Origin of the sequence: Rhodococcus sp. 27YEA15, assembly GCF_049739425.1 — a bacterium.
In the GTDB taxonomy this organism is placed as follows: domain Bacteria; phylum Actinomycetota; class Actinomycetes; order Mycobacteriales; family Mycobacteriaceae; genus Rhodococcus_F.
In genome coordinates this window covers 2123350-2148634 of record NZ_JBMHHW010000001.1, presented here as the reverse complement: position 1 = coordinate 2148634, position 25285 = coordinate 2123350, and the positions used below count along the sequence as shown (strand labels likewise).

Genomic DNA, 25285 nt, shown 5'->3' with positions numbered 1-25285 from the left:
ATCAGCCTTCCAATACTGCGATGCCGGGAAGCTCTTTGCCCTCGAGGTATTCGAGGGAAGCACCGCCGCCGGTGGAGATGTGCGAAAAACCTTCGTCCGGGATTCCGAGCTGACGGACCGCGGCAGCCGAATCTCCGCCGCCGACAACGCTGAACGCGCCGCCCTCGGTGGCTTCGACGATCGCCTCGGCGACTCCGCGAGTACCGGCCTCGAACTTCGGGAACTCGAACACACCCATCGGACCGTTCCAGAACACCGTCTTCGCGCCGCGCAGGATCGCCGCGAAACGCTTGACCGACTCCGGCCCGATGTCCAGACCCATCCAACCGTCCGGAATCTCGCTGAACGAGACGATCTTCGATTCGGCGTCAGCCGAGAAGGAGTCCGCGACCACGACATCCTGCGGGATGTGGATGACGTCCGCGTACCGATCGAGAAGATCCTTGCAGGTGTCGATCATGGACTCTTCGCACAGCGAATTACCCACGGACACACCCTGAGCGGCGAGGAACGTGTAGAACATTCCGCCGCCGATCACCAGTGTGTCGACCTTCGGGGCCAGCGCCTCGATGACAGCCAGCTTGTCCGAGACCTTGGAGCCGCCCAGCACCACCGCGTACGGACGCTCGGCGTCCTGAGTGAGCTTGGCCAGCACCTCGACCTCGGCACCGACCAGGTACCCCGCATAATGCGGGAGCAACTTGGCCACGTCGAAGACCGACGCCTGCTTGCGGTGCACCACGCCGAATCCGTCGGAGACGAATGCGCCGTCGTCACCGACCAGCTCGACGAGAGCCTTGGCGAGCTTGACTCGCTCGGCTTCGTCCTTGCTGGTCTCGCGAGGGTCGAAACGGATGTTCTCGAGCAGCAGGACGTCACCGTCGGTGAGTCCTTCGGATCGAGCCAGCGCGTCCTGTCCCACGACGTCACCGGCAAGCTGCACGTTGCGTCCGAGGATCTCGGACAGCTTCGCCGCCACCGGTGCGAGCGAGAACTTGGGATCGGGCTGACCGTCGGGACGACCGAGGTGCGCGGTCACGATGACCTTCGCTCCGCCCTCGGCCAGAGCCCGCAGGGTGGGAGCAGACGCGACGATACGGCCCGGGTCGGTGATCTCTCCGCCATCCAACGGGACGTTGAGGTCGGAACGCACCAGAACGGTGCGCCCCTCTACCCCGGCGTCCAGCAGATCCTTCAGCGTCTGAACTGCCACTGTTATCGAAACTCCGCTCTACAGGGACTTGGCGACGAGGCCGATGAGGTCGGCCAGACGGTTGGAGTAACCCCACTCGTTGTCGTACCAGGACACGATCTTGACCTGGTCGTCGATGACCTTCGTCAGACCCGAGTCGAAGATCGACGAGTGCGGGTCGGTGACGATGTCCGAGGAGACGATCGGAGCGTCCGTGTACTTGAGGATGCCCTTGAGGGGGCCCTCGGCTGCGGCCTTCATCGCGGCGTTGATCTCGTCGGCGGTGGCCGACGTGCGCAGGTTCGCGGTGAGGTCGGTGACCGAACCTGTGGGGATCGGCACCCGGAGTGCGTAGCCGTCGAGCTTGCCGAGAAGCTGCGGGAGAACCAGGCCGATGGCCTTGGCTGCACCGGTGCCGGTGGGCACGATGTTCAGTGCGGCAGCGCGAGCGCGACGCAGATCCGAGTGCGGTGCGTCCTGCAGGTTCTGATCCTGCGTGTACGCGTGGATCGTGGTCATCAGACCCTTGACGATGCCGAACTCGTCGTCGAGGACCTTGGCGATGGGGCCGAGGCAGTTGGTGGTGCACGAGGCGTTGGAGATGATGTTCTGGCTGCCGTCGTACTTGTCGTCGTTCACGCCCATGACGATGGTGATGTCTTCGCCCTTGGCCGGAGCCGAGATGATGACCTTCTTGGCACCTGCTTCGAGGTGGCCCTTGGCCTTGGCTGCGTCGGTGAAGATGCCGGTGGACTCGACGACGACGTCGACGCCCAGCTCGCCCCAGGGAAGCTCGTTCAACGGTCCGCGGTGCGCGAGTGCCTTGATGCGCTGATCGCCGACGACGATGGTGTCGTCGCCGTCGAGCGAAACGTCGTACGGCAGACGGCCGAGGATCGAATCGTACTTGAGAAGGTGAGCCAGAGTTGCGTTGTCGGTCAGGTCGTTGACCGCGACGATCTCGATGTCGGTGGTGCCCAGTGCTTTCTGTGCGTCCACCGCCCTGAAGAAGTTACGTCCGATACGGCCGAAACCGTTTACGCCTACCCGGACAGTCACAATTGGCTCCTTTGCCCATGATTCTGGTGTGCACTTCTACCCACGCGTGAATCGAATCCATGTGTGCATGGACTTCCGTGGGGTCCATCGGTCGATGTCACTCCTACCCTAATGTGCGAGGCCCGAGTCTGCGCAGCCCACCCTGTGCAGACTCGGCCGAGTGGCTCAGCCCTCTTCGAGTAACTCCGCACTGACCGCCGATTCCGTGTCCGGGATCCCGGTATCCCTCGCTTTACGGTCGGCCATCGAGAGCAGACGCCGAATCCGGCCTGCCACCGCATCTTTGGTCATCGGTGGATCGGCCAGCTGACCCAGCTCTTCGAGCGATGCCTGCCGATGTTCGATGCGCAACGCACCGGCTGCCGCGAGATGATCCGGGACGTCCTCGCCCAGAATCTCGAGCGCACGTTCGACCCGGGCGGCTGCCGCGACAGCCGCCCGCGCCGAGCGTCGCAGGTTGGCGTCGTCGAAATTCGCGAGCCGGTTCGCGGTAGCGCGCACTTCCCGACGCATCCGCCGTTCCTCCCACACCAACCGCGTGTCCTGCGCACCCATTCTGGTCAGGAGATCACCGATCGCCTCGCCGTCGCGGATGACCACTCGATCGGTTCCGCGTACCTCGCGGGCTTTCGCGGAGATACCCAATCGGCGTGCAGCGCCGACCAGAGCCAGCGCTGCCTCTGGCCCGGGGCAGCTCACTTCGAGTGCGGACGATCGGCCGGGCTCGGTCAGCGACCCGTGCGCGAGGAACGCCCCGCGCCATGCCGCCTCGGCGTCGCCGACGGTGCCGCCGACAACCTGCGCCGGCAGTCCGCGCACCGGCCGTCCGCGCAGATCCAGCAGACCGGTCTGGCGGGCGAGTGCTTCGCCTTCCTTGGCCACTCGCACGATGTACCGCGCGGATTTACGTAGACCGCCCGCGCTGAGCACGTGCACGTCGGCGCTGTAGGTGAACAGGTCGAAGATCTCGCGCCGGAGCCGCCGCGCGGTGGATCCGAGATCCACCTCCGCCTCCACCACTACTCGACCGGCAACGATGTGAAGGCCACCGGCGAACCGCAGCAAGGCGGAGACCTCGGCTTTGCGGCAACTCACCTGCGTCACCACCAGCCGGCTCAGTTCGTCCTTGACCTCCGCTGTCATTGCCACGAAGCGTTCTCCCTCTGCTCTACTGCCGAATGCTGTGTCTGTGGTGCCTGTCGACGGACCCCTGCCGCCGCAATCGGGTCGTCGACGTCGATCAAGTCCGCCAACACCTGCGCGAGTTTGACGGGGTCGTGGACGTGAGCGGACTCCCCGGTCTGGTTCGCGACATCGGCGAACATGACCTTGCCGCCGAGATTGCCTGCAGTGCGTTGCAGGTGCTCACGTTCGCGGCCCGGGGGTACCGACGCCGAATCCACCACGACGAAGTCGACCCGAAAACCGGGCGCATGTTGGGAGAGTACGTGCAGGTGCCGCTCCGCGGAGAATCCGGCGGTCTCCCCCGGTTCCGGCGCAAGGTTGAGCACGAGCGCTTTTCGTGCCGAAGTAGACGAGAGCGAATCGAGCAGTTCGGGAACGAGAACGTGAGGAATAACACTCGAGAACCACGATCCCGGGCCCAGCACCACCAGGTCGGCACGATCGACGGCGGTGATCACCTCCGGGCACGCCGGTGGGCTGAACGGCAGGAGGCGTACCCGCCTGACCTTGCCCGGTGTGGTGGCGACCGCGACCTGCCCACGAATGCACCGGCTGACCCGTGGATCGTCCTCGAGTCCTTGCACGTCGGCCTCGATGTCGAGGGCGATCGGGGACATCGGCAGCACCCGCCCACGAATCCGCAGCAAACGGACCATCTCGTCGAGTGCCGCGACCGGATCGCCCAACACCTCCGTCAGTCCGGCGAGGATGAGATTGCCCACGGAGTGACCGGCGAGCGCGCCGACGCCACCGAAGCGGTGCTGAATGGTGCGAGTCCAGTCGTCGACGTTCGGATCGTCCGCGGCGAGCGCTGCCAATGCCATCCGCAGATCCCCCGGCGGAATGACACCCAGCTCGGCGCGCAACCTTCCCGAAGAACCACCGTCGTCGGCGACCGTCACCACGGCCGTCACGTCCGGGGTCAGCCGGCGGACGGCCTGCAACGTCGCGAAGAGTCCGTGGCCGCCGCCGAGCGCGACGATCGCCGGCGCACCACCGACGGCGCTGTCCTCGTTGCTGCTCATTCTCGCCCCAGATCTCGATGCACGACACCGACCGCGATGGCGTCGGTCGAACCGAGTCTGCGCGTCAACGCCTCGCTCATCGCAACACTGCGATGCTTACCCCCGGTGCATCCAACCGCAATTGTCATGTAGCGCTTCCCTTCTCGGCGATACCCTGCGATCGTCAACTCGAGCAGATGCAGATAGGTGTCGAGATAGTCCTGCGCGCCGTCCTGCGAGAGCACATAGTCACGCACGTCCGCATCCTGGCCGGTGTGCGGACGCAGTTCCGGAATCCAGTGCGGATTGGGTAGGAAGCGCACATCGCACACCAGGTCGGCGTCCATCGGTAGTCCGTACTTGAACCCGAAAGACTGCACGGTCACCTTCATGGTCCCGTTGGCGTCGTTACCGAAGGCGGATTCGATTTTCTGTCGCAGCTCGTGGGCCTTCAACGCAGACGTGTCGATCACCAGATCGGCAGCCGCACGCACCACCGCCAACTGCCGCCGCTCGGCCGCAACCCCCTCGGACAAGGTGCCGTCCACCCCGTCGTGCTGCAGCGGATGACTGCGCCGGACCTGCTCGAAGCGGCGTATCAAGACCTCGTCGGACGCCTCGAGATACAACACCCGCGTGGTGACCGGTTCGGCTTCGAGTTCGGTCAGAACCCAGCCGAGATCCCCGGTGAACAGGCGGCTGCGAACGTCGATGACCACGGCGAGGCGGTCGACGGGCGGGTCCGAGGTCAGGCTCAGACCCACCATCCGCGAGATCAACTCAGGTGGCAGGTTGTCGGCCACATACCAGCCCAGATCCTCGAGTACCTTCGCCGCGGTACTCAATCCCGCACCGGAAAGCCCGGTCACCAGAAGGAATTCCATGGTTCGACTTTCCTGTGCGCGCTCTGTGCTCACTGTGTACTCGGCCCTGTCGTCGGCATGGACAATTCTCGCCCCTCACCGCCGGGTTCGGCCTCGGTCACGACGGGCCGATCGACGGCGACGCGGTGTGCGTCGACCTCATCATCTCCTACCACCGCACCGGAAGCCCGATCCGGCGTACTCACGGTGTCCGACGGTTCGCTGTTCAGAGCCGCCAGGACCGCCCGCGCTGTCGTCGCACCGACGCCGGGCACCGCCGTGATTTCCTCGACCGTCGCCGTTTTCAGTTTCGCGACCGAACCGAAATGAGTGACCAGTGCGGTTCGCCGCGTCTCGCCCAACCCCTTCACCGAATCCAGTGCCGACGCCGTCATCCGGCGTGAGCGTTTGCTGCGGTGAAAAGTGATGGCGAAGCGGTGCGCCTCGTCACGGATACGTTGGAGCAGGTACAAGGATTCGCTCGTTCGGGGCAGGATCACCGGGTCCTCCTCACCCGGTACCCAGACCTCTTCGAGTCGTTTGGCCAGACCGACGACCGCGACGTCGGTGACTCCCAACTCGTCGAGCACCGCAGCTGCCGCCGTCACCTGGGGTTGGCCGCCGTCGACGACGAACAGGTTGGGCGGATAGGCGAAGCGCCGTGGTCGTCCGGTCTGCGGATCGATCGCGGCGTCGGGTGCGAGGTCACCTCCGTCGGCGTCCATACCCGCCGCAGAGTTCGCGAGGATCCCGAGATCACGGTTGTGCCGCAGGAACCGGCGCCGGGTGACCTCGGCGATGGACGCGACGTCGTCGGAGTGTCCGTCGCCGGCAGCCTCCTTGATTGCGTAGTGCCGGTAGTCGGATTTACGGGGCAGCCCGTCTTCGAAGACGACCAACGACGCCACCACGTCGGTGCCCTGAACATGGCTGATGTCGATGCACTCGATCCGCAGCGGCGCCGAATCGAGGTCGAGCGCCTCCTGGATGCCTTGCAGTGCGGCCGAGCGCGAGGTGAAATCACCGGCCCGCTTGAGCTTGTGTTGAGCGAGAGCTTCCTTGGCGTTGCGTGCAACCGTGTCGGCCAGATCCTTCTTGTCGCCGCGCTGCGGCACCCGCAATTGGACCTGGGATCCGCGGAGATCACTGAGCCAGGCTTGGATCTGGGATGCATTGGGTGGCATGACCGGGACGAGAACCTCCTTCGGAACTGCGCTCGTTCCACTCTCCGGGCCGGTTCCCGGATCCAGCGAGGCCTGTTCCCCGTAGAACTGGGTGAGGAACTGCTCGACCAGCAGAGGGAGGTCCGATTCGGCGTCGAGCGCCGCCCAGTCGATGGCGTCACCGGCCTTTTCCACGACCCAGCCACGCTGGCCGCGAACTCGCCCACCGCGAACATGAAACACCTGGACAGCGGCCTCGAGATCATCGGTGGCGAACGCCACCAGATCGGCGTCCGTCCCGTCGCCGAGGACGACGGCCTGCTTCTCGAGTGCCTTGCGGAGCGCTCCGATGTCGTCTCGCAGCCGGGCTGCGGTCTCGAAGTCGAGATCTTCGGCGGCCTGCTGCATCCGCTTCTCCAGATCGCGCACCAGCTTGTCGGTACGGCCGGCGAGAAAGTCGCAGAAATCGTCGACGATCTGTCGATGCTCGTCGGCGCTGACTCGTCCGACGCAAGGCGCCGAGCACTTGTCGATGTACCCGAGCAGGCAGGGACGCCCGATCTGGTTGTGCCGCTTGAACACCCCTGTCGTACAGGTACGAGCGGGGAACACCCGCAGCAGCAGGTCGAGGGTCTCGCGAATCGCCCAGGCATGCGAGTACGGGCCGAAGTACCGCACGCCTCGTCGGCGCGGGCCGCGGTAGACGAACAAACGCGGAAACTCCTCGTTGAGCGTCACCGCCAGAACGGGATACGTCTTGTCGTCCCGGTACCGCACGTTGAACCGCGGATCGAATTCCTTGATCCAGTTGTACTCGAGCTGAAGTGCCTCCACCTCGGTACTGACGACAGTCCACTCGACGCTTCCCGCCGTTGTCACCATCTGCCGAGTTCGCGGGTGCAGGGACGTGACGTCGGCGAAGTACGAGTTCAGGCGCGAGCGAAGACTCTTCGCTTTGCCGACGTAGATGACCCGACCATGTGGATCACGAAATTTGTACACTCCGGGAGCCACCGGAATCGTTCCGGTCGCGGGGCGGTAAGTAGAGGGATCCGGCACGCTTCCACGTTAGTCGCCGCCTCCGACCGAAACGACCGGACACCCGCCACCGAGCCCCGCAACCGTCCGGCCTGACCGGCCGGGTTCAGGACTCGGACGGCACCACGTCGTAGCGGTCTGCCAACTCCCGGAATCGTTCGACGGCAGCCACCGCGTACTCGCGATCGTTTGCCTGGATCGCCATGACCGGCATGTACTCGTCGTCGGGTAGTTCGATCCGAGCCCAGGCAGCGCCGTCCGGGAAGGACAATCCCTCGAACAGATCCCAGTCGACGATCTTCTCGCCCAGGATGTTGCGCACTGCGATACCGCGGGCACCGACCTTCACCTGCGGGCGAGTGAGCATCAATACACCACCGGCGAGAACGAGACCGATCAATGCCATGGCCAACTGATCCGCGGTCCGAAAGTAGACGCCCGTCGACCCTTGCCGGAGCAGCAACGCGAGCGTGAGGTGAATGACGACCAACAGTGCAGCCACACCGATCGCGAACCGCTTCGATTTCCGAGGAGCCGCGACGAACTCCCACTCCCCGCTCGCGGTGGCACTCATCGGAGCGCACTCCCGGCGGCCGGCCCGCGCAGGGTGCGCAGGGTGACCGCTGCGTCCAACGCCGCCGCGCACGCCTGCGCGCCTTTGTCCTCGACGCTGCCCGGCAGACCGGAACGGTCGAGTGCCTGTTGCTCGGTGTTCGTGGTGAGAACACCGTTCCCGACCGGGGTGCTCTCGTCCAGCGACACCCGGGTGAGACCGGCGGTGACCGCATCACACACGTACTCGAAGTGCGGCGTCCCACCGCGAATCACGACACCGAGGGCGACCACGGCGTCATGAGTTCGGGCCAGTGCTTGTGCGACGACCGGCAGTTCGATTGCGCCCGCCACCCGCACCAGCGTCACGTCGGCGATCCCGGCGGTCTCGGCCACCCGGTACGCACCCGCGATCAACGCTTCGGAGATGGTCTGGTGCCACTGTCCGGCGACGATCCCCAGCTTCAGATCCCTCGCCTCGCCGATGGCGAGATCCGGTTGGCCTTCGCCACTCACACCGCACCCCCGTTTTCCGACACCTTCTGTGCGGCCTCGTACTCGTCGAGCCCGATCAGGTCGTGGCCCATCCGGTCACGCTTGGTCCGCAGATACGTCAGATTCTCGGCATTGGCTCGCAACGGCATCGGCACCCGATCGGTGATCTGCAGGCCGTATCCGTCCAGACCGACACGCTTGGCCGGGTTGTTGGTGAGCAGACGCATCGAGGTGATGCCCAGGTCCACGAGAATCTGAGCGCCGATACCGTAGTCGCGGGCGTCGGCGGGCAGGCCGAGCTCGAGGTTGGCATCGACGGTGTCCGAGCCGGCGTCCTGGAGTTGATACGCCTGCAGCTTGTGCATGAGCCCGATCCCACGCCCCTCGTGTCCGCGCATGTACAGCACGACTCCGCGACCCTCCTGAGCGACCATGTCCAGTGCGGCGTCGAGCTGCGGCCCGCAATCGCAACGCAGCGAACCGAACACGTCACCGGTCAGACACTCCGAGTGCACCCGGACCAGGACATCGGTGCCGTCACCGTCCGGGCCGGCGATGTCGCCGCGGACGAGCGCGACGTGTTCGACCTCGTCGTAGATGCTCGTGTAGCCGACGGCGGTGAATTCGCCGTGACGGGTGGGGATGCGGGCCTCCGCGATCCGCAGGACGTGCTTCTCGTGCTTACGACGCCAGGCGATCAGGTCGGCGATCGAGATGAGCGCAAGGTTGTGTTCGTCGGCGAAGACGCGCAGCTCGTCGGTCTGAGCCATCGCGCCTTCGTCCTTCTGACTGACGATCTCGCAGATCACGCCGGCTGGGCGCAGATCTGCCATCCGGGCCAGGTCGACGGCGGCCTCGGTGTGACCGGGGCGCCGGAGTACTCCGCCTTCCTTGGCGCGCAGCGGCACGACGTGGCCCGGACGGGTGAAGTCGTTGGCCCCGGTGTTCGGGTCGGCGAGCAGACGCATCGTCGCCGCCCGGTCGGACGCCGAGATACCGGTTCCGATGCCCTCACGGGCGTCGACGGTCACCGTGTACGCGGTGCCGTGCTTATCCTGATTCGTCGCGTACATGGGCGGCAGGCCGAGACGATCGCAGTCGTCGCCGTCGAGCGGTACGCACAGGTAGCCGGAGGTGTACCGGACCATGAACGCCACCAACTCGGGGGTAGCCTTCTCCGCGGCGAAGATCAGATCGCCCTCGTTCTCACGATCCTCGTCGTCTACGACCACTACTGCTTTACCTGCAGCGATGTCCGCTACTGCCCGCTCGATACTGTCGAACCTGGTCACGTGCTCGCACTCCAAAGTCTTGACTTACTACGTCATCGAATACTACGAGTACATCCGAGGGATGCACTGACAACCCTACGACCCGGCGGGCCGGAGTGTTTTATCGCCCGGCGGCGTGCAGGCGCTCGACGTACTTGGCGATCACGTCCACCTCGAGATTGACCGGCGTACCGACCGGAGCCGTGCCCAGCGTCGTGAGCTCCAAGGTGGTGGGAATCAGCGAGATCTCGAAATACTCGAACCCCTTCTCCCCGCCCAGTGCCGAGACCGTCAACGAGACACCGTCGACCGTGATCGAGCCCTTCTCGACGACGTACCGGGAAATGGAATCGGGCAGCGCGATGCGCACGACCTCCCAGTTCTCGGACGGCGACCGTGCGATGACATGCCCGGTGCCGTCGACGTGACCTTGAACCAGGTGGCCGCCGAGACGGCTGTTGAGCGCTGCCGCCCGCTCGAGATTGACGCGGCTGCCCACGTCGAGCTTGGCGAGGCTGGAACGGTCGAGTGTCTCCTTCATGACGTCCGCGGTGAAGGAACCGTCCGCGAGAATGTCGACGACAGTCAGGCAGACACCGTTGACGGCGATCGAATCGCCGTGCCCGGCATCGGAGGTGACCAGGGGTCCGCGCACGGTGAAGCGCGCCGCATCGACCAGTTCGTCCTTGGCGACGATCTCGCCGAGTTCTTCCACAATTCCTGTGAACACGCTTCTACTCCTCGTTCCCCGGAGCGGAAATCTCCGGAACCAGACTCAACAAAATATCGGGGCCGATCGTTACCGCGGATTCGAGCCGGAATCGGCGGGCATCGGCAATGGAGTGCACGCCGGCATCGACGAGCGCCGACGCCCCGGCGCCGAGGAGGATGGGCGCGATGTACGCCTCGATGACGTCGACGTACCCGGCGGCAAGGAACGCCCCGGCCAGACGCGGACCGCCTTCGAGGAGGACGTCGGTGTACTCACCGAGGGCGGCGATCACCTCGTCGATGTCGTCGGTGTCGAGCACCAGCGTCGGCGCGGTGTCATCGAGAATGGCTGCTGTCGAAGGTACTTCACGTTTACCGACGACCACCCGCACGGGCTGGTGCGCAGCGAGTTCACCGTTGGGTTGGCGAGCGGTGAGCCACGGATCGTCGGCGAGGACCGTGCCGGTGCCGACGATGATCGCGTCGAGCTGCGCGCGCTGAGCATGCACTCGCGCCCGTGCCTGAGGTCCGGTGATCCACTGGCTGGTCCCGTCCTCGGCAGCACTACGCCCGTCGAGGCTGGCGGCGTACTTCCAGGTGATGTGCGGACGGCCGGTGCGCTGTTTGTGCAGCCAGGCCCGTAATGGTCCGGCTTCCACCTCCGGCGCCCGCAATCCCGAACTGACGCTGATTCCGGCGCGCATCAACGTCGCGGCCCCGCCGGTTGCTTCCGGGTTGGGATCACCGACGGCGTAGACCACCGCGGCGACACCTGCCTCGATCAGTGCCTGCGAGCACGGCCCCGTTCGGCCCTGGTGATTGCACGGTTCCAAGGTCACGACCGCCGTGCCACCACGAGCGGCCGAGCCGGCCTCGGACAGCGCCACGATCTCCGCATGCGGCCCGCCGGGCGGCTGCGTCATGCCGACGCCGGCGATGGTGCCGTCGACGGCAAGGATCACCGCCCCCACCGGGGGGTTGGGGCTGGTGAAGCCGCGAGCGGAATCCGCTGCGGCCAGGGCGATCTGCATCGCGGCGTCGAGATCGGCCGACGACGCCTGTCCACCTTTGGCCATCACGGCGCTCAGACCGACAACGTCAGGTGCGGTGACGCCGATGCGGCCTGGGTGCGGAGTTTGCGCACCGCCGCACCCGGATCGCTCGCCCCGTACACCGCGGAACCGGCGACGAAACAGTCGACACCGGCCTCGGCGGCCTGCTCGATGGTGGCTGCGTTGATGCCGCCGTCGATCTCGACGAGGAGGGTCAACTCCCCCGAATCGACGAGATTGCGAATGGTGCGTGCCTTGTCGAGAACCTGGGGCATGAAGGACTGCCCGCCGAAACCCGGCTCCACACTCATGATGAGCAGCGTGTCGAAATCCGCGAGGATCTCGAGGTAGTCGTCGATGGGTGTTCCGGGTTTGATGCTCAGTCCGGCCTTGGCGCCTGCGGCGCGGATGTCGCGGGCCACCGAACGCGGATCGTCGGTGGCTTCGGCGTGAATCGTGACGTTGTACGCGCCCGCTTCCGCGTACGGCGGTGCCCACCGCTCCGGGTTCTCGATCATCAAGTGGCAGTCCAGTGGAATGTCCGTCGCCTTCAACAGGCTCTCGACCACCGGCAGACCCAGAGTCAGATTGGGCACGAAATGCGCGTCCATCACATCGACGTGCAGCCAGTCGGAGCCGGCTACGGCGGCGGCTTCGTCGGCGAGGCGAGCGAAGTCGGCGGACAGGATGGACGGAGCAATCATCGGTGAAGGCACGTTCGAGAGTTTAGCTGTGAGACATAGCCGTCCGTGCACGCCCGTCCAGGCTCCGCCCGCCGGTCACCGCGATGCGGTCGACCGGAGTTTACGAACCTTTGCCGGAGCCTTGATCCGCCAGGCGTCCTCGAGCATTTCCGACAATTGGACTTCGTCGATCAGTTCCAGGTGAACCAGGATCGAGCCGTGACCATGATAGTGATCGGTGGTGAAGAACGCTGCTCCACCGCCGGCGAGCAGAGCTTCCTTCTCGTCGAGACCGCACATGACCACCAGTGCGCCCTCCGCTTCCGTTCGTAACCGGGCGAAAGTCTTTCCCGCCACCTTCAAAGCCGGTGTGTTGTACGAGGTCGACTCTTCCACCGAAGGAAATGCCGATCCCAGTACGACTACCCGTTCCCACGTAACCATGTATGGCACCATAGCCACACCGTGCGCCTTTGCGGTAGTCCGCACTACCGCAAAGGCGCACCGGGCATCAGCCCAACGGTTTACGCAGGGCGGCCATGAACATCGCGTCGGTACCGTGCCGGTGCGGCCACAGCTGCACCGCCGTCCCCTCACCCGTATCCGAAACGCCGGGAACCAGGTCTTTGGTGTCCAGTTCCACGACACCGTGGCGTCGGACCGCATCCGCGACCACCGCCACGGTCTCCGACAGATGCGGCGAGCAGGTGGAGTACAGCACCACCCCGCCCGGACGAACCAATTCGATTGCCGCGGCGAGTAATTCGCGCTGCAACTTCACCAACGGGGCGACATCGCTCGGCTGACGACGCCACCGCGCCTCCGGACGCCGCCGTAGGGCTCCGAGGCCCGTGCAGGGAGCGTCGACGAGAATGCGGTCGTACCCGGGCTCGAGCCCCGACTCACGGCCGTCGGCGACGCGCACGTCGACGGGAAGCTCACGAGTGGTCTTGCGGATCAGCTCGGCGCGATGCTCGACCGGTTCGACGGCGTCCAGACGGCCGCCCTCGATGCCGGCCAATGCCCCGAGCAGCGCTGCCTTGCCGCCGGGTCCGGCGCACAGATCCAGCCAACGGCCTGCGTCGTCGCCTTCCAGCGGTGCCAACGACAGCGCCCGGGCCACCAACTGACTGCCCTCGTCCTGTACCCCGGCGAGACCCTGGCGAACTGCGTCGAGCTGTCCGGGATCGCCGCCGTCGAGGTGCACGGCGTACGGCGAGTACGGGCCGATCTCACCACCGGTGACCAGCGCGAGCTCCTCGGCAGAGATCTCCCCCGGGCGGGCCACCAGGTGCACCGCCGGCCGGGCGTCGTCGGCGATCAGAACCTCCTCGAGTTCGCCGGCAGCAGGCCCGAGTGAATCGGCGAACACCTGTGCGATCCAGATCGGATGAGCATGCTCGAACGCCAGTCGTCCCACCGGATCCGTCGGGGCCAACAGTTCCACCCACTCGTCCTGGCTGCGTTCGGACACCCGGCGCAGCACGGCGTTGACGAACCCGGCACGACCCTGGCCGTTCTCGGCGCGCACCAGATCCACGGACGTGGCAACGGCAGCGTGCGGGGCCACGCGGGTACGCAGAAGTTGATACGAACCCAGACGGAGCACGTCGAGCAGGGTGCCGTCGATCTCCTCGATCGGGCGCCCGGCGGCGTGTGCGATCACGGCATCCAACAACCCCTGCGCGCGAGCGGCGCCGTAGGCCAGTTCCGTCGCGAGCGCCGCATCGCGTGCGTCGAGTTTGCGGTCACGAAGCAAACCGGGCAGCACCAGGTTCGCATACGCGTCCCGCTCGCGGACCGCACGCAGCACGTCGCGTGCCGCCAGGCGCGGTTGATCGAGCCCGGCCGTAGCCGGATCGGGGCGCTTGGCCTGCTTCGGTTTGCGGCCCGCGCCGCCGCCGGAGGATTTTGCGGCGGGGCTCTGTGCCCGCCGGGCCGGTCGTCGTGATTCGGTCACTGTGCTCGTACCTCCGCGTCGAGTCGGGCACCGCGTGCCCAGTCCCCTGCCGACATCAATTTCTTGCCCGGGGGCTGAATCTGCCCGAGTCGTACCGCGGTAGTCGCGGTACCGATGTAGCAACCATCCTTGCGCACCGAGATCTCGCCGGCCGCCAACACCTCGTCGGTGACGCTCACCGGGCCTAGTTTGATCCGAAGGTCCCCGATCGTGGTCCAGGCGCCGGGGGCCGGTGTGACAGCCCTGATGTGCCGGTCCACGGTGGCCGCGGGAACATTCCATCGAACCCGGGCGGCATCGACGGTAACCTTGGGCGCGTACGACACTCCGTCCTCGGATTGCGGGACGGCGTTGATCTCAGCTGCCTCGATGCCGTCGAGAACAGACACCAGCAGGCCGGCCCCGTGATCGGCGAGTCGGCCCAGAAGGTCCCCGGCAGTGTCGGTGTCACGGATCCGCTCGGTCATGACGCCGAACACCGGGCCGGTATCCATTCCGGCTTCGAGCTGGAACGCACTCGCGCCGGTGACCTCGTCCCCGGCGCTGATCGCGGCCTGGACGGGTGCTGCCCCGCGCCATGCGGGGAGCAGTGAGAAATGCAGATTGACCCAGCCGAAGCGCGGGATGTCGAGGATGTTCTGCGGCAGCAGGTTCCCGTACGCGACGACGGGTGCGCAGTCAGGCTCGAGGCGCGCCAGTTCGGCGGCGAATTCCTCGTCGGAGGCCTTGGCCGGCGTCAGCACCGGGATGCCGTGTTCGTCGGCGAGCGCGCCGACCGGGGAACGCGTGAGTTTACGACCACGACCGGCGACCGCGTCGGGGCGAGTCACGACGGCAACCACCTCGTGCCGGTCCGATTCGATCAGCCGCCGCAGCGAGGGGACCGCCGGTTCAGGTGTTCCGGCGAACACGACCCGCATGTCAGTTCCCCCGCTTCGTCGGGCTCTTCGGACTCTGTTTCGCCGATCGGCTTGTCGAACGCGGTGGACTGCAACTCACGAAAATGCTCCCGGATGTGTCGGCGGTTGGAACTGCCAGTCTAAAGACCTGAACGGCGCCCGATGACCACGCGCCGCGCCGGGTCGCATTCTCGGCACGTTCTTTGATCAGAACACTGCCTATGATCAGAACACTGCGCATTCGCCGAAGGTCGGTATCGACTGTCGGGTGGCGCCGCCGGGATTCTGGATCACCGATCGCAGGCAGAAACGTCGACGGCGGGTATCGGCAGCAAAGTTCGAGATGGCGTATTCGGTAAAACCGGTGGACGAGTTGGCGGCGCTCTACGGCGTCAGCGACGCCGACGGTGAGCATACGAAGGCGACATTCGACGTCACAACCGTCGAGGACCTGGGCACCAACAGTTCGTCCTGAGGCGCACGCCACCGCGAAGCTCGCCGAGTGACCTCGTAACGTTTCCCGTTCGAGACTTCGGCGTCAGCTCACGAATTGGCGTCGACGATCACCTGGGCAATGTCCGCGCCGAGTGGCACGACGGTGCACGGTGCGTGCCGCTCGGCGGCGGGATCGAGAGCGATGCGGACCGTGTCGATCACGAAGGGGTCGTACGGCATCCGGAAGTGCCCGCTCAGGTTCTGCGGGCAAAGATCCTGTAGAACGATGTTCTGTGCACCCTCACCGCGGAGGGCGATGTTCGAGGTCGGCTGGATCATCTCGTCGACTCGCGAACCGATGGTGGTGTACTGCACCCCCGGCACGGTGTCGGACGGTTCGTTCACGGTGCGCAGTAGATCCGAGCCTTGCATCTGCTGTCGCACCGCGGTCGACAAGAGCGCACCGACGGCGTCCTCCCCGCCCGGGATCGCTTGGACGAGCGGCACGAGGCCATACATCACACCTCCGTAGGTGGGTGATGCCAGTCCGACCCAATGTCCCACTTTCGACGCGCCCCCGAGGGTGTTGACGTAGTACCGCGAGACGGTGGCGCCCTGGGAATAGCCGACCACATCGACTTGATCGGCACCGGTCGCGTCCAGCACCTGCTGCACGAACGTACCGAAATCTGCTGCGCTGGCCGTGATGTCACCGGTGCCGTAATCAGTCTTGTCCGGTTCGCCGCCGTAGTTGAGTACGAAGACGCAGAAGCCGTCGGCTGCCAGTGCTGGAGAAAGTGCCGCCCAGTCCCGGTACGCGTTCGCATCGGTGCCGTGTGCGAGCACCACCGGCCGCGGGTGGGCTTGCGTCGGCTCGCAGTCGAAGTCGTTGGAGCCGGCGGGTGCGGCGTCCGCATGGGTGTCCGAGTACGCCGCAGCCGCCGTGCGGGTGAGCTGAGCGGGTCCGGCCTGCATCGGGACGGCCATCGGTTCGAGTGCCGACGCCGGAGCACTGGTGCCGATTACCAGAGCGAGAGCGCCGGTGAACGCAAGACTGGAGATTCGTATGACTGCCGACACCGTGTTCTCCTCCGCCTGAGTCCCGAACGAAGGTAAAGGTAGCACCAAGCTGATCAGAGCGCGTGGCAGTGGCCGTCCGGAGCCCGGACGGCCACTGAACCCCTGCTGCCGAAGCGGACTGTCAAGCCGTACCTGCCGAATCGTCGCCTGCCAGGACTCGGTACAGGGATTTACGCGCCTCCACCAGAACTTCGGCGGCGGCGCTGACCTGCGCGGCGGTTCCGACGGCCGCTACCTGCCCCGCCGCGCCCATCAGTTGGCCGATGAGTTCGCGCAGATCCTGGTCCGGCGCACCGACGCTGCGACGGACGTCGTCCCAGGGTGCACCGAGGTCGGCGCGGTGCTCGGCGACGTATGTGACGCCTTCTTCGGTGAGTTTGGCGGTCTTGCGTCCGGCGACTTTCTCGATGATCACCAGACCTTCGTCCTCGAGTTGGGACAGGGCCGGGTAGATGGAGCCGGGACTCGGCTTCCACACGCCACCGCTACGTTCGACGATCTGCTGGATGAGCTCGTATCCGTGCATCGGCTCTTCGGCGACGAGGAGCAGGATCGCCGCCCGGACGTCACCTCGACGTCCTCGCCCGCCTCGTCCTCGTCCGCGCCCGAACTGAGCGCCGGGGCCGAATCCGGGCCCCGGCCCGCCGTCGGGCCCGAACCGTCCGCGCCGGTGACCCCGCTTCGGCATGTCGCCGAAGTCCGGGCGCTCGTGCGGATGACCGCGACGGCCACTGTGCCCCTCCTCGTTCTCGTCGTCGGTGGGCACCCACATCACGAACGGCGGGCGCAGATCGCGCCCGAAACCACCGAAGAATCCGCGGCGTCCGAACATTCCCTCGGCGGGAAAACTTGCTTCCATGATCATCTCCCTATCGTTGATAGTTCGACGATATATCGTCATAAAGTCGCACGCAACAACTTGCCGACAACCGGCCTGTCAACCGATCCGTCGCGGATCGATCTGGATCCGGACCGGACCGGACGACTTTCGCGCACTCCGCGCGGCCCTGGCATGAGCCAGCGCGTCGGCAAGCGCGCGACCGTCTTTGCGAGGCACCCGCACCAACATTCGTTCCGGAGCCACCCCGTCCTCGTCGTCGCCGGAGTAGGGAAGGCGCTCTCCTGCAGGCAATTCCACTGGACCGAGCAGTTCTGCGCTCGACGGGAGTTCGGCCGAGTCGACCAACTCCGCGATCGCCGCCGCTCCACCGTCGATCGCCGCCATGTGCACCGCCGGCGGAAACCCGACCTCGTCGCGCTCGTCGAGTTGGGACCGCGCGTGCCCCACCGGATCCCATCGCACCAGTGCCTGCACCGTCGGGATACCCGAGTCCGCGACCACCACGACCTCGCCACCTTCGGCCAGCGGGATCACCATTGCCGCAGCGGTCATCCACCGTCGCAGCGTCTCCTCGGCCGCTCGCAAGTCCGGTCTTCCCAGAAGGGCCCATCCGTCGAGAAGGAGCGCCGCTCCGAACCCGCCGGTCATCACCGGCTCCGCTCCGACCGTCGAGACCACCAGCGCCGGCCCCTGAGCGAGCTCCTTGATCACGTCACCGCCGCCGGAGAGCACCACCTTCACCCCCGGAAACGCGCGGCCGAGCTCTTCTGCGGTGCGTCCGGCCCCCACCACGACGGCGCGCAGTGCCTTCGCACCACAGGCATGACACCGATACGCCGCATCGGCCACACCGCACCATCGACACGCGGGGGTTCCCGCACCGTCCGGGCCGGCCGCGGCCGGGAGCGCCAGCGGTCCGTTGCACCGACGACAGCGTGCGGGCGCGCGACATTTACCGCAGGCCAAAGTCGGGACGTACCCACGACGGGGAACCTGCACCAGAACCCCGCGCCCCGCACCGAGCGCACGCCGGGCGGCGGCGAAGGCGATCGCGGGTAGTCGCGCCGCGCGGGCGCCGGGATCACGGGCGAGCGCCTGATCGCTGTCCGCCAGCGCGGTGATCTTGGGAGATCGGGCACGAACGACGTCACGGGACGCAACCAGATCGTGCGCCCATCCGGAGTCGACGAGCACTTGGGATTCCGCGGTACGGGAGAACCCTCCGATCAGGACGGCGCAGCCGGCTACATGTCCACGAAGGACCGCGACTTCGCGAGCGTGCGGGTACGGCGAACGTGGTTCGGAGAGATTGTCGTCGCCGTCGTCCCACACCACCACCAGACCCGTGTCCGGAGTGGGGGCGAAGACCGCGCTGCGGGTGCCGACGACGATGCGGGCGGTTCCGCGAAGTGCCGCCAACCACCGGCGGTACCGCATGGCCGGTCCCAATCCCGCCGACAACCCCACGACCGCGCGCTCGCCCACGACACCCGTACAGGCGGCGACCACCCGATCGAGGTCTCGTTGGTCGGGTACGACGAGAACCGCGCTCTTTCCCGACGATGCGACCAGGGCCGCCAACTCGGCGATTCGCAGCGGCCAGTTCTCCCCCGGCAACGCTTGCCACACAGCGCGAGGATTACGAGCTTCGCGGACTGCAGTGACGAAGGCGCCGCCGTGCTGGTATCGGTCCCATCCCGATTCCGAGAGCTCGACGGATGGTAGATCCCCCGCCGACTCCCGGTCCTCGCCCTCGACTTTGGCGTGACGTGGAGGAACCGCGAGCCGCAGTACGTCCGCACGGGTGCCGGCATAACGCTCGGCCACGCGGTCGACCAACACACCGATTTCCGTCGTCAGTACCCGTTCCGGTGAGATGACGCGTTCGAGCCAGCCGAACTTACCCTGGTGCTCACTCGTCGCAGCCCGCGAGACAATGAAGCCGTCGACCAGACGACCGGCGAAGCGGATGCGTACCCGAACTCCGGGTTGCGCATCCGCTTCGATGTCGGCGGGAACGAGATAGTCGAACTCCCGGTCGAGGTGAGCGAGCGGAAGAATCGGCAGGACCCGGGCGACCGGATCGACATCTGCCGCTACTCTCTCTGCGCCCACTCACGCTCCGCCCGTATGTCGGTGACCTGCGTGCTCCCGATCAGAGACCGGCTGCGCTACGCAGCTTGTCCGCACGGTCGGTGTTCTCCCACGGCAGATCGATGTCGGTGCGGCCGAAGTGGCCGTACGCGGCGGTCTGCGCGTAGATCGGGCGAAGCAGATCCAGGTCGCGGATGATCGCACCGGGGCGCAGGTCGAAGACATCGGTGATCGCCTTCTGGATCCGCGCCGGATCTGTTTTCTCGGTACCGAAGGTCTCGACGAACAGACCGACCGGTGCCGCCTTGCCGATGGCGTAGGCAACCTGAACTTCGATGCGATCGGCGAGACCGGCGGCCACCGCGTTCTTGGCCACCCAGCGCATCGCGTATGCGGCGCTGCGGTCGACCTTGGACGGGTCCTTTCCGGAGAATGCGCCACCGCCGTGACGAGCCATACCGCCGTAGGTGTCGACGATGATCTTGCGGCCGGTCAGACCGGCGTCACCCATCGGCCCGCCGAGGACGAACTTGCCCGTCGGGTTCACCAGAAGACGAACGTCGGAGGTGTCCAACTCGGCAAGGTTCACGTCCGCGAGGACGGAGTTGAGAACCTTCTCGCGAAGATCGGGTGTCAACAGGTTGTCCAGGTCGATGTCCGCCGCGTGCTGGGTGGAGATGACGACCGTGTCGAGCCGAACTGCCTTGTCGCCGTCGTATTCGATGGTGACCTGGGTCTTACCGTCCGGGCGCAGGTACGGCAGGACACCGGACTTGCGGACCTCGGTCAAGCGACGGGAGAGCCGGTGAGCCAACGCGATGGGAAGCGGCATCAGTTCCGGGGTGTCACGGGTGGCGTAGCCGAACATCAAACCCTGATCGCCTGCGCCCTGACGGTCGATCTCGTCGTCGTCGACACCGTCGACCCGTGCTTCGTGAGAGTGATCGACACCCTGCGCGATCTCCGGCGACTGGGCACCGATCGCGACGTTGACTCCGCACGAGTTTCCGTCGAAGCCTTTCGCGGAGCTGTCGTAACCGATTTCGAGAACCGTGTTGCGAACGATCTGCGGGATGTCGGCGTACGCGGAGGTCGTCACCTCACCGGCGACGTGCACCTGACCGGTGGTCACCAGCGTTTCCACGGCGACGCGCGCACGCGGGTCCTGCGTCAGGAGTGCATCCAGAATCGAGTCGCTGATCGCGTCACAGATCTTGTCCGGATGACCCTCGGTCACGGACTCGCTGGTGAATAGCCGACTACCGGACTTGCTCACAGATCTCCCTCTCGACGCCTGAGTTGATTGACTTACAGCCTAGTGAAGTATCGAAGCCACCGTCCGGTGGCCGATTTCCTGCATCGGGCAGGCCGTGCGTGTAACAGATGCCGGACCGAGCCGACGATAACGGCTGCGGCGCCGACGCAACACCCTTACGCTCACCCGAAATCGGTGGCGAACCTCTCATCGGTCAGGCGCGCTCGGTCAACAGGCCGACCAGTGCATCGAGCACTCGACTGGCCATCAACGCCTTCGATCCGTGTTCGAGTGCCGACTCCGAACCGTCCGACCCCAGTAGCCAGCCGTCGTTGTGGTCCACCTCGAACGCTTTGCCCTCCCCCACGGCGTTGACCACGAGCAGATCGCAGCCCTTGCGCGCGAGTTTGGATCTGGCGTAGCTGAGCACGTCACCGTGTGCGTCGCCGGTTTCGGCAGCGAATCCGACGATTACCGTGTTCTTGTCCAGCTCACCGTCACGACGGGATTCGACGAGCCCGGCCAGGATGTCGGGGTTACGAGTGAGGGCTATCGAATCGGGTTCGTCGGCCCCCTTCTTGATCTTGCTCCCCTGGACCGTGGTGGGACGGAAGTCGGCCACTGCCGCGGCCATCACGATGCCGTCGTGACCGGGGGCGTGCTTCTGCACGGCCAGACGAAGATCGTCGGCCGTCTTGACGTGGACGACGTCCACGGCAGCGGGATCGGTCAGATCGGAGGTGTATCCGGCGATCAGCGTCACCTCGGCACCGCGCTGCGCCGCCAACCGCGCCAACGCATAGCCCTGCTTGCCCGAACTCCGGTTGCCGAGGAATCGAACGGGATCCAACGGTTCGCGGGTACCACCGGCGGTGATCAGCACACGCTTGCCTTCGAGGTCGCGTGGCAGGGCGTCACCACGTTCGAGGAGCAGCGACGCCAGTGCGACGATCTCGTCGGGTTCTGGTAGACGACCTGCGCCGGTGTCCTTACCGGTCAAGCGCCCGGACGCCGGTTCCACGACGTGCGTACCACGCGAACGCAGGGTGGCGACATTGGCGACCGTCGCAGGGTGTTCCCACATCTCGGTGTGCATGGCGGGGGCGAACACGACCGGACAGCGAGCCGTGAGCAAGGTGGCGGTCAGGAGGTCGTCGGCACGGCCCGTTGCGGCGCGCGCCATCAGATCTGCCGTTGCCGGCGCGATGACGACGAGATCGGCTTCTTGCCCCAATCGAACGTGCGGAACCTGCGGAACATCGGAGAAGACACCGGTGTGTACCGGGTTTCCGGACAGCGCCTCGAAGGTCGCACGACCGACGAACTCGAGTGCGGACGGAGTGGGTATCACACGTACGTGATGACCACTCTCGGTGAAGCTGCGGATGATCGCGCACGCCTTGTACGCGGCGATTCCGCCCCCGACACCGACGACGACTCGTTTACGAGCCGTAACGGACCCCTCCGCCACCGACCCGCTACCCGAGCCGGGTGCGGGCGTGGCAGATGCAGCGCTCACTCGCCTTCGGTGTGCTCGAGGAGATCAGCGTGGATTTCGCGCAGGGCGATGGACAGCGGCTTCTCCTGCAAGCCCGGCTCGACCAGGGGCCCGACGTACTCGAGGATGCCGTCCCCGAGCTGGTTGTAGTAGTCGTTGATCTGGCGGGCACGCTTGGCCGAGTAGATGACCAGGGCGTACTTCGACGACGTACGTTCGAGCAACTCGTCGATCGGCGGGTTGGTGATACCGAGCGGGGTGTCGTAGGCAGGCAGAGCGCCCTGGCCTGCGGGTGAAATGCTGCTCACTCTTATGTCTCCTGAAATTGATTCGATTGAAGATCGGCTCGCGTGAAACACGCCGGAATCGTTTGGGTATCCGTCATACACGATGGAAATCAGTTACCGACCAACAAGGATACCAACTCGTCGCAAGCGCGGCTGACATCCTCGTTCACGATGACCGTGTCGAACTCGCCCTGCGCTGCCAATTCCACCCGTGCGGTCTCGAGCCTTCGGGCGACGACGTCCTCCGTTTCGGTCCCGCGACCGGTCAGTCGCTGCACCAGGACGTCCCAACTCGGCGGCGCCATGAACACCAGTACCGCGTCGGGCTTGGCTGTGCGGACCGCGCGCGCCCCGGCCAGGTCCACCTCGACGAGCACCGGCTTACCGGCGGCGAGTGCGGCTTCGATCGGTGCGGCCGGCGTTCCGGAGCGTTGCAATCCGCCGTGGATTTCCGCCCATTCGAGCAGCTCCCCGGAGTCGATCATCCGTTGGAACTCCGCCTTCGACGTGAAGCGGTAGTCCTTGCCGTCCACCTCGCCCGGCCTGGGGTCACGAGTGGTCGCGGACACGCTGAACACCAGTTCCGGGAGCCGAGTGTGCAGTTCACGAACGACGCTGGACTTACCGACAGCCGAAGGGCCGGCCAGTACTACCAGCCGACCCCTCTGTCCTGCGGTATTGCTCTCTGACACAGCCTCAGCACTCATGAAACGTGGTTGTCGCGGCAATCGTCACCATTGATGCGTCAGTACTCATCACTTCTCGGCTCAGGCCTCGAAGTCGAACTTGGTGAGCAGAGCCTTGCGCTGCCGATCACCGAGGCCACGGAGGCGACGGGTCGGAGCGATCTCCAGCTCGGTCATGATTTCCTGTGCCTTGACCTTGCCTACCTTCGGCAGTGCCTCCAGCAGAGCCGAAACCTTCATCTTGCCCAAGATTTCGTTGTCTTCGGCGTCCTTGAGGACCTGCTTGAGGTCGGTGCCGCCACGCTTCAGGCGCTCCTTGAGCTCAGCCCTGGCCTTGCGGGCAGCAGCTGCCTTCTCCAAAGCAGCAGCGCGCTGCTCATCAGTCAACTGGGGAAGGGCCACGGTTCCTCCGTCTCGTCGTGTACAAATTTTGTCTATTCCGCTGATAACCAGCAGCGATAGCGACCGTACTCACGCTGAGCGCGAATTGCTAACCCACCCCCCGCGGTTCGATGCAGATCGCAGTGGGTTATGCGTGCCGCGAACAGCTCGACCATGTTCGAACCCGACGAATCGACAGCGGCGGCGTCACGGCGGGCTCCGCTCGATTCACTTCACGAATTATGTTGCTGGAAAACATAATTCGGAAACAGTGCGTCGGAGAACGTGTAGCCGGATGCCGATTTTCCGTCGCCAGTCGAACGTGCTCGCGAACACAGTGAAAAAAATCGACCGATTTCGGCGAGTACGCGCGTGTCGCGACCGGTTCTCAGCCCGAGTGCACCGCTTTCGGGCCCGAGCCCCCGTCCCGAACGGCGGCTCGACGCCCGAAATCCGGGGCCGCCAGCGCTACCACCACCACCAAGCTCGCCCAGAGCAGCGAATTCTCCAACAGGAACCCGACGATAGGAACATCGAGATCCGAGCCGATCCTGGGCAAACGAAGCAGTACTACGACGAAGGTGAAGCCGGTTGCCGCCCACGCCCACCGCGACACCGCACGCATCTGCGCACCGGTACCGGCGATCGGGGTCAGTAGCACCCCGATCGCCGGGACCAGCCAGACGAAATGATGGGTCCACGCGATCGGCGTCACGGCAGCCGCGAGCACGGCGACGACGGTGAAGCCGGCGAGGTCACCGCGCTCGCGTTGCGCACGGCGAGCAGCCCAGATCCCGAACGCCCCCAGGACCAGGCACGAGAGCAGCCACACCGGACTCACGAGCGAGTCCGGCAGAATCCGCAGTTCCATGCCTCGGACGGACTGGTTGCCGAACACAGTGGGATCGCCGACCGCGACCCGACCGGACAGTGACGCGATGTGGCCGAAGTAGTCGATCGACTGCTGCGGCAGGATCGCGAAGCCGAGCGCGGTGGCGCCGAGGAAGCCGGCGATTCCGCCGGCGAAGGCTCGCCATCTCCCGGTGATCAGGTAGTACCCGAGGTAGACGAGAGGAACCAGTTTGACCGCGCCGGCGATGCCGACCAGGACCCCCGCCGGCAACCATCTCGGCCGCGCCAGGACATCGACGAGGCACAGCAACGTCAGGAACAGACCGACCTGCCCGTATCCCAGATGGTCGGAGACCGGCGACGTCGCCGTCCACAGAATCAGGAACCCGACGTACACCGCCACCGGTCGTCGACGGGTCAGCGCTACGCCACGGTAGCTGAGCGCGATGATCGCGGCCAACATCAGCAGGCTCAGAAAGCTCCATCCCCACTGGACCGCACCCCACGAACCCAGAGCCACCGGCACCGCGACCAATGCCGCGAACGGCGGATAGGTGAACGGCAGTCTCGCGTTGAACGACTCGTCGTACAGATTCGATCTGTCCAACACGGCCTGTCCGGCGGTGCGGTACACCGCGAGATCGTCACCATGCACCCCGGTGAGGGCTTGAAAACCGGTGGCCAGCAACGCACACGCAACTACGAGTAGAACGACCTGCCACCAACGACTCACCGCCGGACGGTACCAC

The 25285-nt window shown here is 65.8% G+C and carries 25 protein-coding genes; 1 reads left to right on the top strand and 24 read right to left on the bottom strand.

Annotation, left to right across the window (positions count from 1 at the left end; genetic code table 11):
• Nucleotide 1: 1 nt before the first annotated feature.
• From ABH922_RS09965 to fmt, 15 genes are all read right to left on the bottom strand, one after another.
• On the bottom strand, nucleotides 2–1213 hold the full coding sequence (locus tag ABH922_RS09965; RefSeq protein ID WP_424806767.1) for a phosphoglycerate kinase: 1212 nt from the start codon (nucleotides 1211–1213) through the stop codon (nucleotides 2–4).
• Nucleotides 1214–1231: 18 nt separating this feature from the next.
• Nucleotides 1232–2251, bottom strand: coding sequence for a type I glyceraldehyde-3-phosphate dehydrogenase (gene gap, locus ABH922_RS09960; RefSeq protein ID WP_424806766.1), 1020 nt, complete (start codon nucleotides 2249–2251; stop codon nucleotides 1232–1234).
• A gap of 165 nt (nucleotides 2252–2416) precedes the next feature.
• Nucleotides 2417–3400: a DNA-binding protein WhiA gene (gene whiA / locus ABH922_RS09955; RefSeq protein ID WP_424806765.1), complete on the bottom strand. Its 984-nt coding sequence runs from the start codon at nucleotides 3398–3400 to the stop codon at nucleotides 2417–2419.
• A complete protein-coding gene (locus tag ABH922_RS09950) occupies nucleotides 3391–4461 on the bottom strand; it encodes a gluconeogenesis factor YvcK family protein (protein WP_424806764.1) in 1071 nt (356 codons plus the stop codon). The genes whiA and ABH922_RS09950 overlap by 10 nt, the downstream gene beginning before the upstream one ends.
• Nucleotides 4458–5324: an RNase adapter RapZ gene (gene rapZ / locus ABH922_RS09945; RefSeq protein ID WP_424806763.1), complete on the bottom strand. Its 867-nt coding sequence runs from the start codon at nucleotides 5322–5324 to the stop codon at nucleotides 4458–4460. Before rapZ ends, ABH922_RS09950 begins: the two co-directional genes overlap by 4 nt.
• 29 nt (nucleotides 5325–5353) lie before the next feature.
• Complete coding sequence (uvrC, locus tag ABH922_RS09940) at nucleotides 5354–7525, bottom strand: excinuclease ABC subunit UvrC (protein WP_424806762.1); 2172 nt, start codon at nucleotides 7523–7525, stop codon at nucleotides 5354–5356.
• Nucleotides 7526–7610: 85 nt separating this feature from the next.
• Nucleotides 7611–8078 (bottom strand): PH domain-containing protein, encoded by a 468-nt coding sequence (locus ABH922_RS09935; protein WP_424806761.1) that lies wholly within the window; start codon nucleotides 8076–8078, stop codon nucleotides 7611–7613.
• Nucleotides 8075–8572, bottom strand: coding sequence for a 6,7-dimethyl-8-ribityllumazine synthase (ribH, locus tag ABH922_RS09930; RefSeq protein WP_424806760.1), 498 nt, complete (start codon nucleotides 8570–8572; stop codon nucleotides 8075–8077). The genes ABH922_RS09935 and ribH overlap by 4 nt, the downstream gene beginning before the upstream one ends.
• Nucleotides 8569–9843, bottom strand: coding sequence for a bifunctional 3,4-dihydroxy-2-butanone-4-phosphate synthase/GTP cyclohydrolase II (locus ABH922_RS09925; RefSeq protein WP_424806759.1), 1275 nt, complete (start codon nucleotides 9841–9843; stop codon nucleotides 8569–8571). The genes ribH and ABH922_RS09925 overlap by 4 nt, the downstream gene beginning before the upstream one ends.
• Nucleotides 9844–9943: 100 nt before the next feature.
• The gene (locus ABH922_RS09920) at nucleotides 9944–10552 is read right to left on the bottom strand and encodes a riboflavin synthase (protein ID WP_424806758.1); all 609 of its coding nucleotides are present in this window, start codon (nucleotides 10550–10552) and stop codon (nucleotides 9944–9946) included.
• Nucleotides 10553–10556: 4 nt separating this feature from the next.
• Complete coding sequence (gene ribD / locus ABH922_RS09915) at nucleotides 10557–11609, bottom strand: bifunctional diaminohydroxyphosphoribosylaminopyrimidine deaminase/5-amino-6-(5-phosphoribosylamino)uracil reductase RibD (protein WP_424806757.1); 1053 nt, start codon at nucleotides 11607–11609, stop codon at nucleotides 10557–10559.
• Between the two features lie 8 nt (nucleotides 11610–11617).
• The gene (gene rpe / locus ABH922_RS09910; RefSeq protein WP_424806756.1) at nucleotides 11618–12301 is read right to left on the bottom strand and encodes a ribulose-phosphate 3-epimerase; all 684 of its coding nucleotides are present in this window, start codon (nucleotides 12299–12301) and stop codon (nucleotides 11618–11620) included.
• A 63-nt stretch (nucleotides 12302–12364) separates the two neighbouring features.
• Nucleotides 12365–12712 carry an MmcQ/YjbR family DNA-binding protein gene (locus ABH922_RS09905; protein ID WP_424806755.1) on the bottom strand — a complete coding sequence of 116 codons (348 nt, stop codon included), beginning with the start codon at nucleotides 12710–12712 and terminating at the stop codon, nucleotides 12365–12367.
• Nucleotides 12713–12779: 67 nt separating this feature from the next.
• Complete coding sequence (locus ABH922_RS09900; protein WP_424806754.1) at nucleotides 12780–14228, bottom strand: RsmB/NOP family class I SAM-dependent RNA methyltransferase; 1449 nt, start codon at nucleotides 14226–14228, stop codon at nucleotides 12780–12782.
• A complete protein-coding gene (gene fmt, locus ABH922_RS09895) occupies nucleotides 14225–15148 on the bottom strand; it encodes a methionyl-tRNA formyltransferase (protein WP_424806753.1) in 924 nt (307 codons plus the stop codon). The genes ABH922_RS09900 and fmt overlap by 4 nt, the downstream gene beginning before the upstream one ends.
• 247 nt (nucleotides 15149–15395) lie before the next feature.
• Between fmt and ABH922_RS09890 the strand changes: the two genes are divergently transcribed.
• Nucleotides 15396–15602, top strand: coding sequence for a hypothetical protein (locus ABH922_RS09890; RefSeq protein ID WP_424806752.1), 207 nt, complete (start codon nucleotides 15396–15398; stop codon nucleotides 15600–15602).
• A 68-nt stretch (nucleotides 15603–15670) separates the two neighbouring features.
• Here ABH922_RS09890 and ABH922_RS09885 read toward each other — a convergent pair whose 3' ends face one another.
• From ABH922_RS09885 to ABH922_RS09845, 9 genes are all read right to left on the bottom strand, one after another.
• Nucleotides 15671–16642, bottom strand: a complete 972-nt coding sequence (locus ABH922_RS09885; RefSeq protein ID WP_424806751.1) for an esterase/lipase family protein — start codon at nucleotides 16640–16642, stop codon at nucleotides 15671–15673.
• 121 nt (nucleotides 16643–16763) lie between these two features.
• Nucleotides 16764–17414 (bottom strand): PadR family transcriptional regulator, encoded by a 651-nt coding sequence (locus ABH922_RS09880; RefSeq protein WP_424809618.1) that lies wholly within the window; start codon nucleotides 17412–17414, stop codon nucleotides 16764–16766.
• Between the two features lie 165 nt (nucleotides 17415–17579).
• A complete protein-coding gene (locus ABH922_RS09875; RefSeq protein WP_424806750.1) occupies nucleotides 17580–19598 on the bottom strand; it encodes a primosomal protein N' in 2019 nt (672 codons plus the stop codon).
• 40 nt (nucleotides 19599–19638) lie between these two features.
• On the bottom strand, nucleotides 19639–20853 hold the full coding sequence (gene metK / locus ABH922_RS09870) for a methionine adenosyltransferase (RefSeq protein WP_424806749.1): 1215 nt from the start codon (nucleotides 20851–20853) through the stop codon (nucleotides 19639–19641).
• Between the two features lie 193 nt (nucleotides 20854–21046).
• The gene (coaBC, locus tag ABH922_RS09865; protein ID WP_424806748.1) at nucleotides 21047–22351 is read right to left on the bottom strand and encodes a bifunctional phosphopantothenoylcysteine decarboxylase/phosphopantothenate--cysteine ligase CoaBC; all 1305 of its coding nucleotides are present in this window, start codon (nucleotides 22349–22351) and stop codon (nucleotides 21047–21049) included.
• On the bottom strand, nucleotides 22348–22638 hold the full coding sequence (gene rpoZ / locus ABH922_RS09860; protein WP_424806747.1) for a DNA-directed RNA polymerase subunit omega: 291 nt from the start codon (nucleotides 22636–22638) through the stop codon (nucleotides 22348–22350). Before rpoZ ends, coaBC begins: the two co-directional genes overlap by 4 nt.
• Nucleotides 22639–22727: 89 nt before the next feature.
• Nucleotides 22728–23324 carry a guanylate kinase gene (gene gmk, locus ABH922_RS09855; RefSeq protein ID WP_424806746.1) on the bottom strand — a complete coding sequence of 199 codons (597 nt, stop codon included), beginning with the start codon at nucleotides 23322–23324 and terminating at the stop codon, nucleotides 22728–22730.
• Between the two features lie 60 nt (nucleotides 23325–23384).
• Nucleotides 23385–23705 carry an integration host factor, actinobacterial type gene (gene mihF, locus ABH922_RS09850; protein ID WP_003944825.1) on the bottom strand — a complete coding sequence of 107 codons (321 nt, stop codon included), beginning with the start codon at nucleotides 23703–23705 and terminating at the stop codon, nucleotides 23385–23387.
• 367 nt (nucleotides 23706–24072) lie between these two features.
• Complete coding sequence (locus tag ABH922_RS09845) at nucleotides 24073–25269, bottom strand: glycosyltransferase 87 family protein (RefSeq protein WP_424806745.1); 1197 nt, start codon at nucleotides 25267–25269, stop codon at nucleotides 24073–24075.
• Nucleotides 25270–25285: the final 16 nt, after the last annotated feature.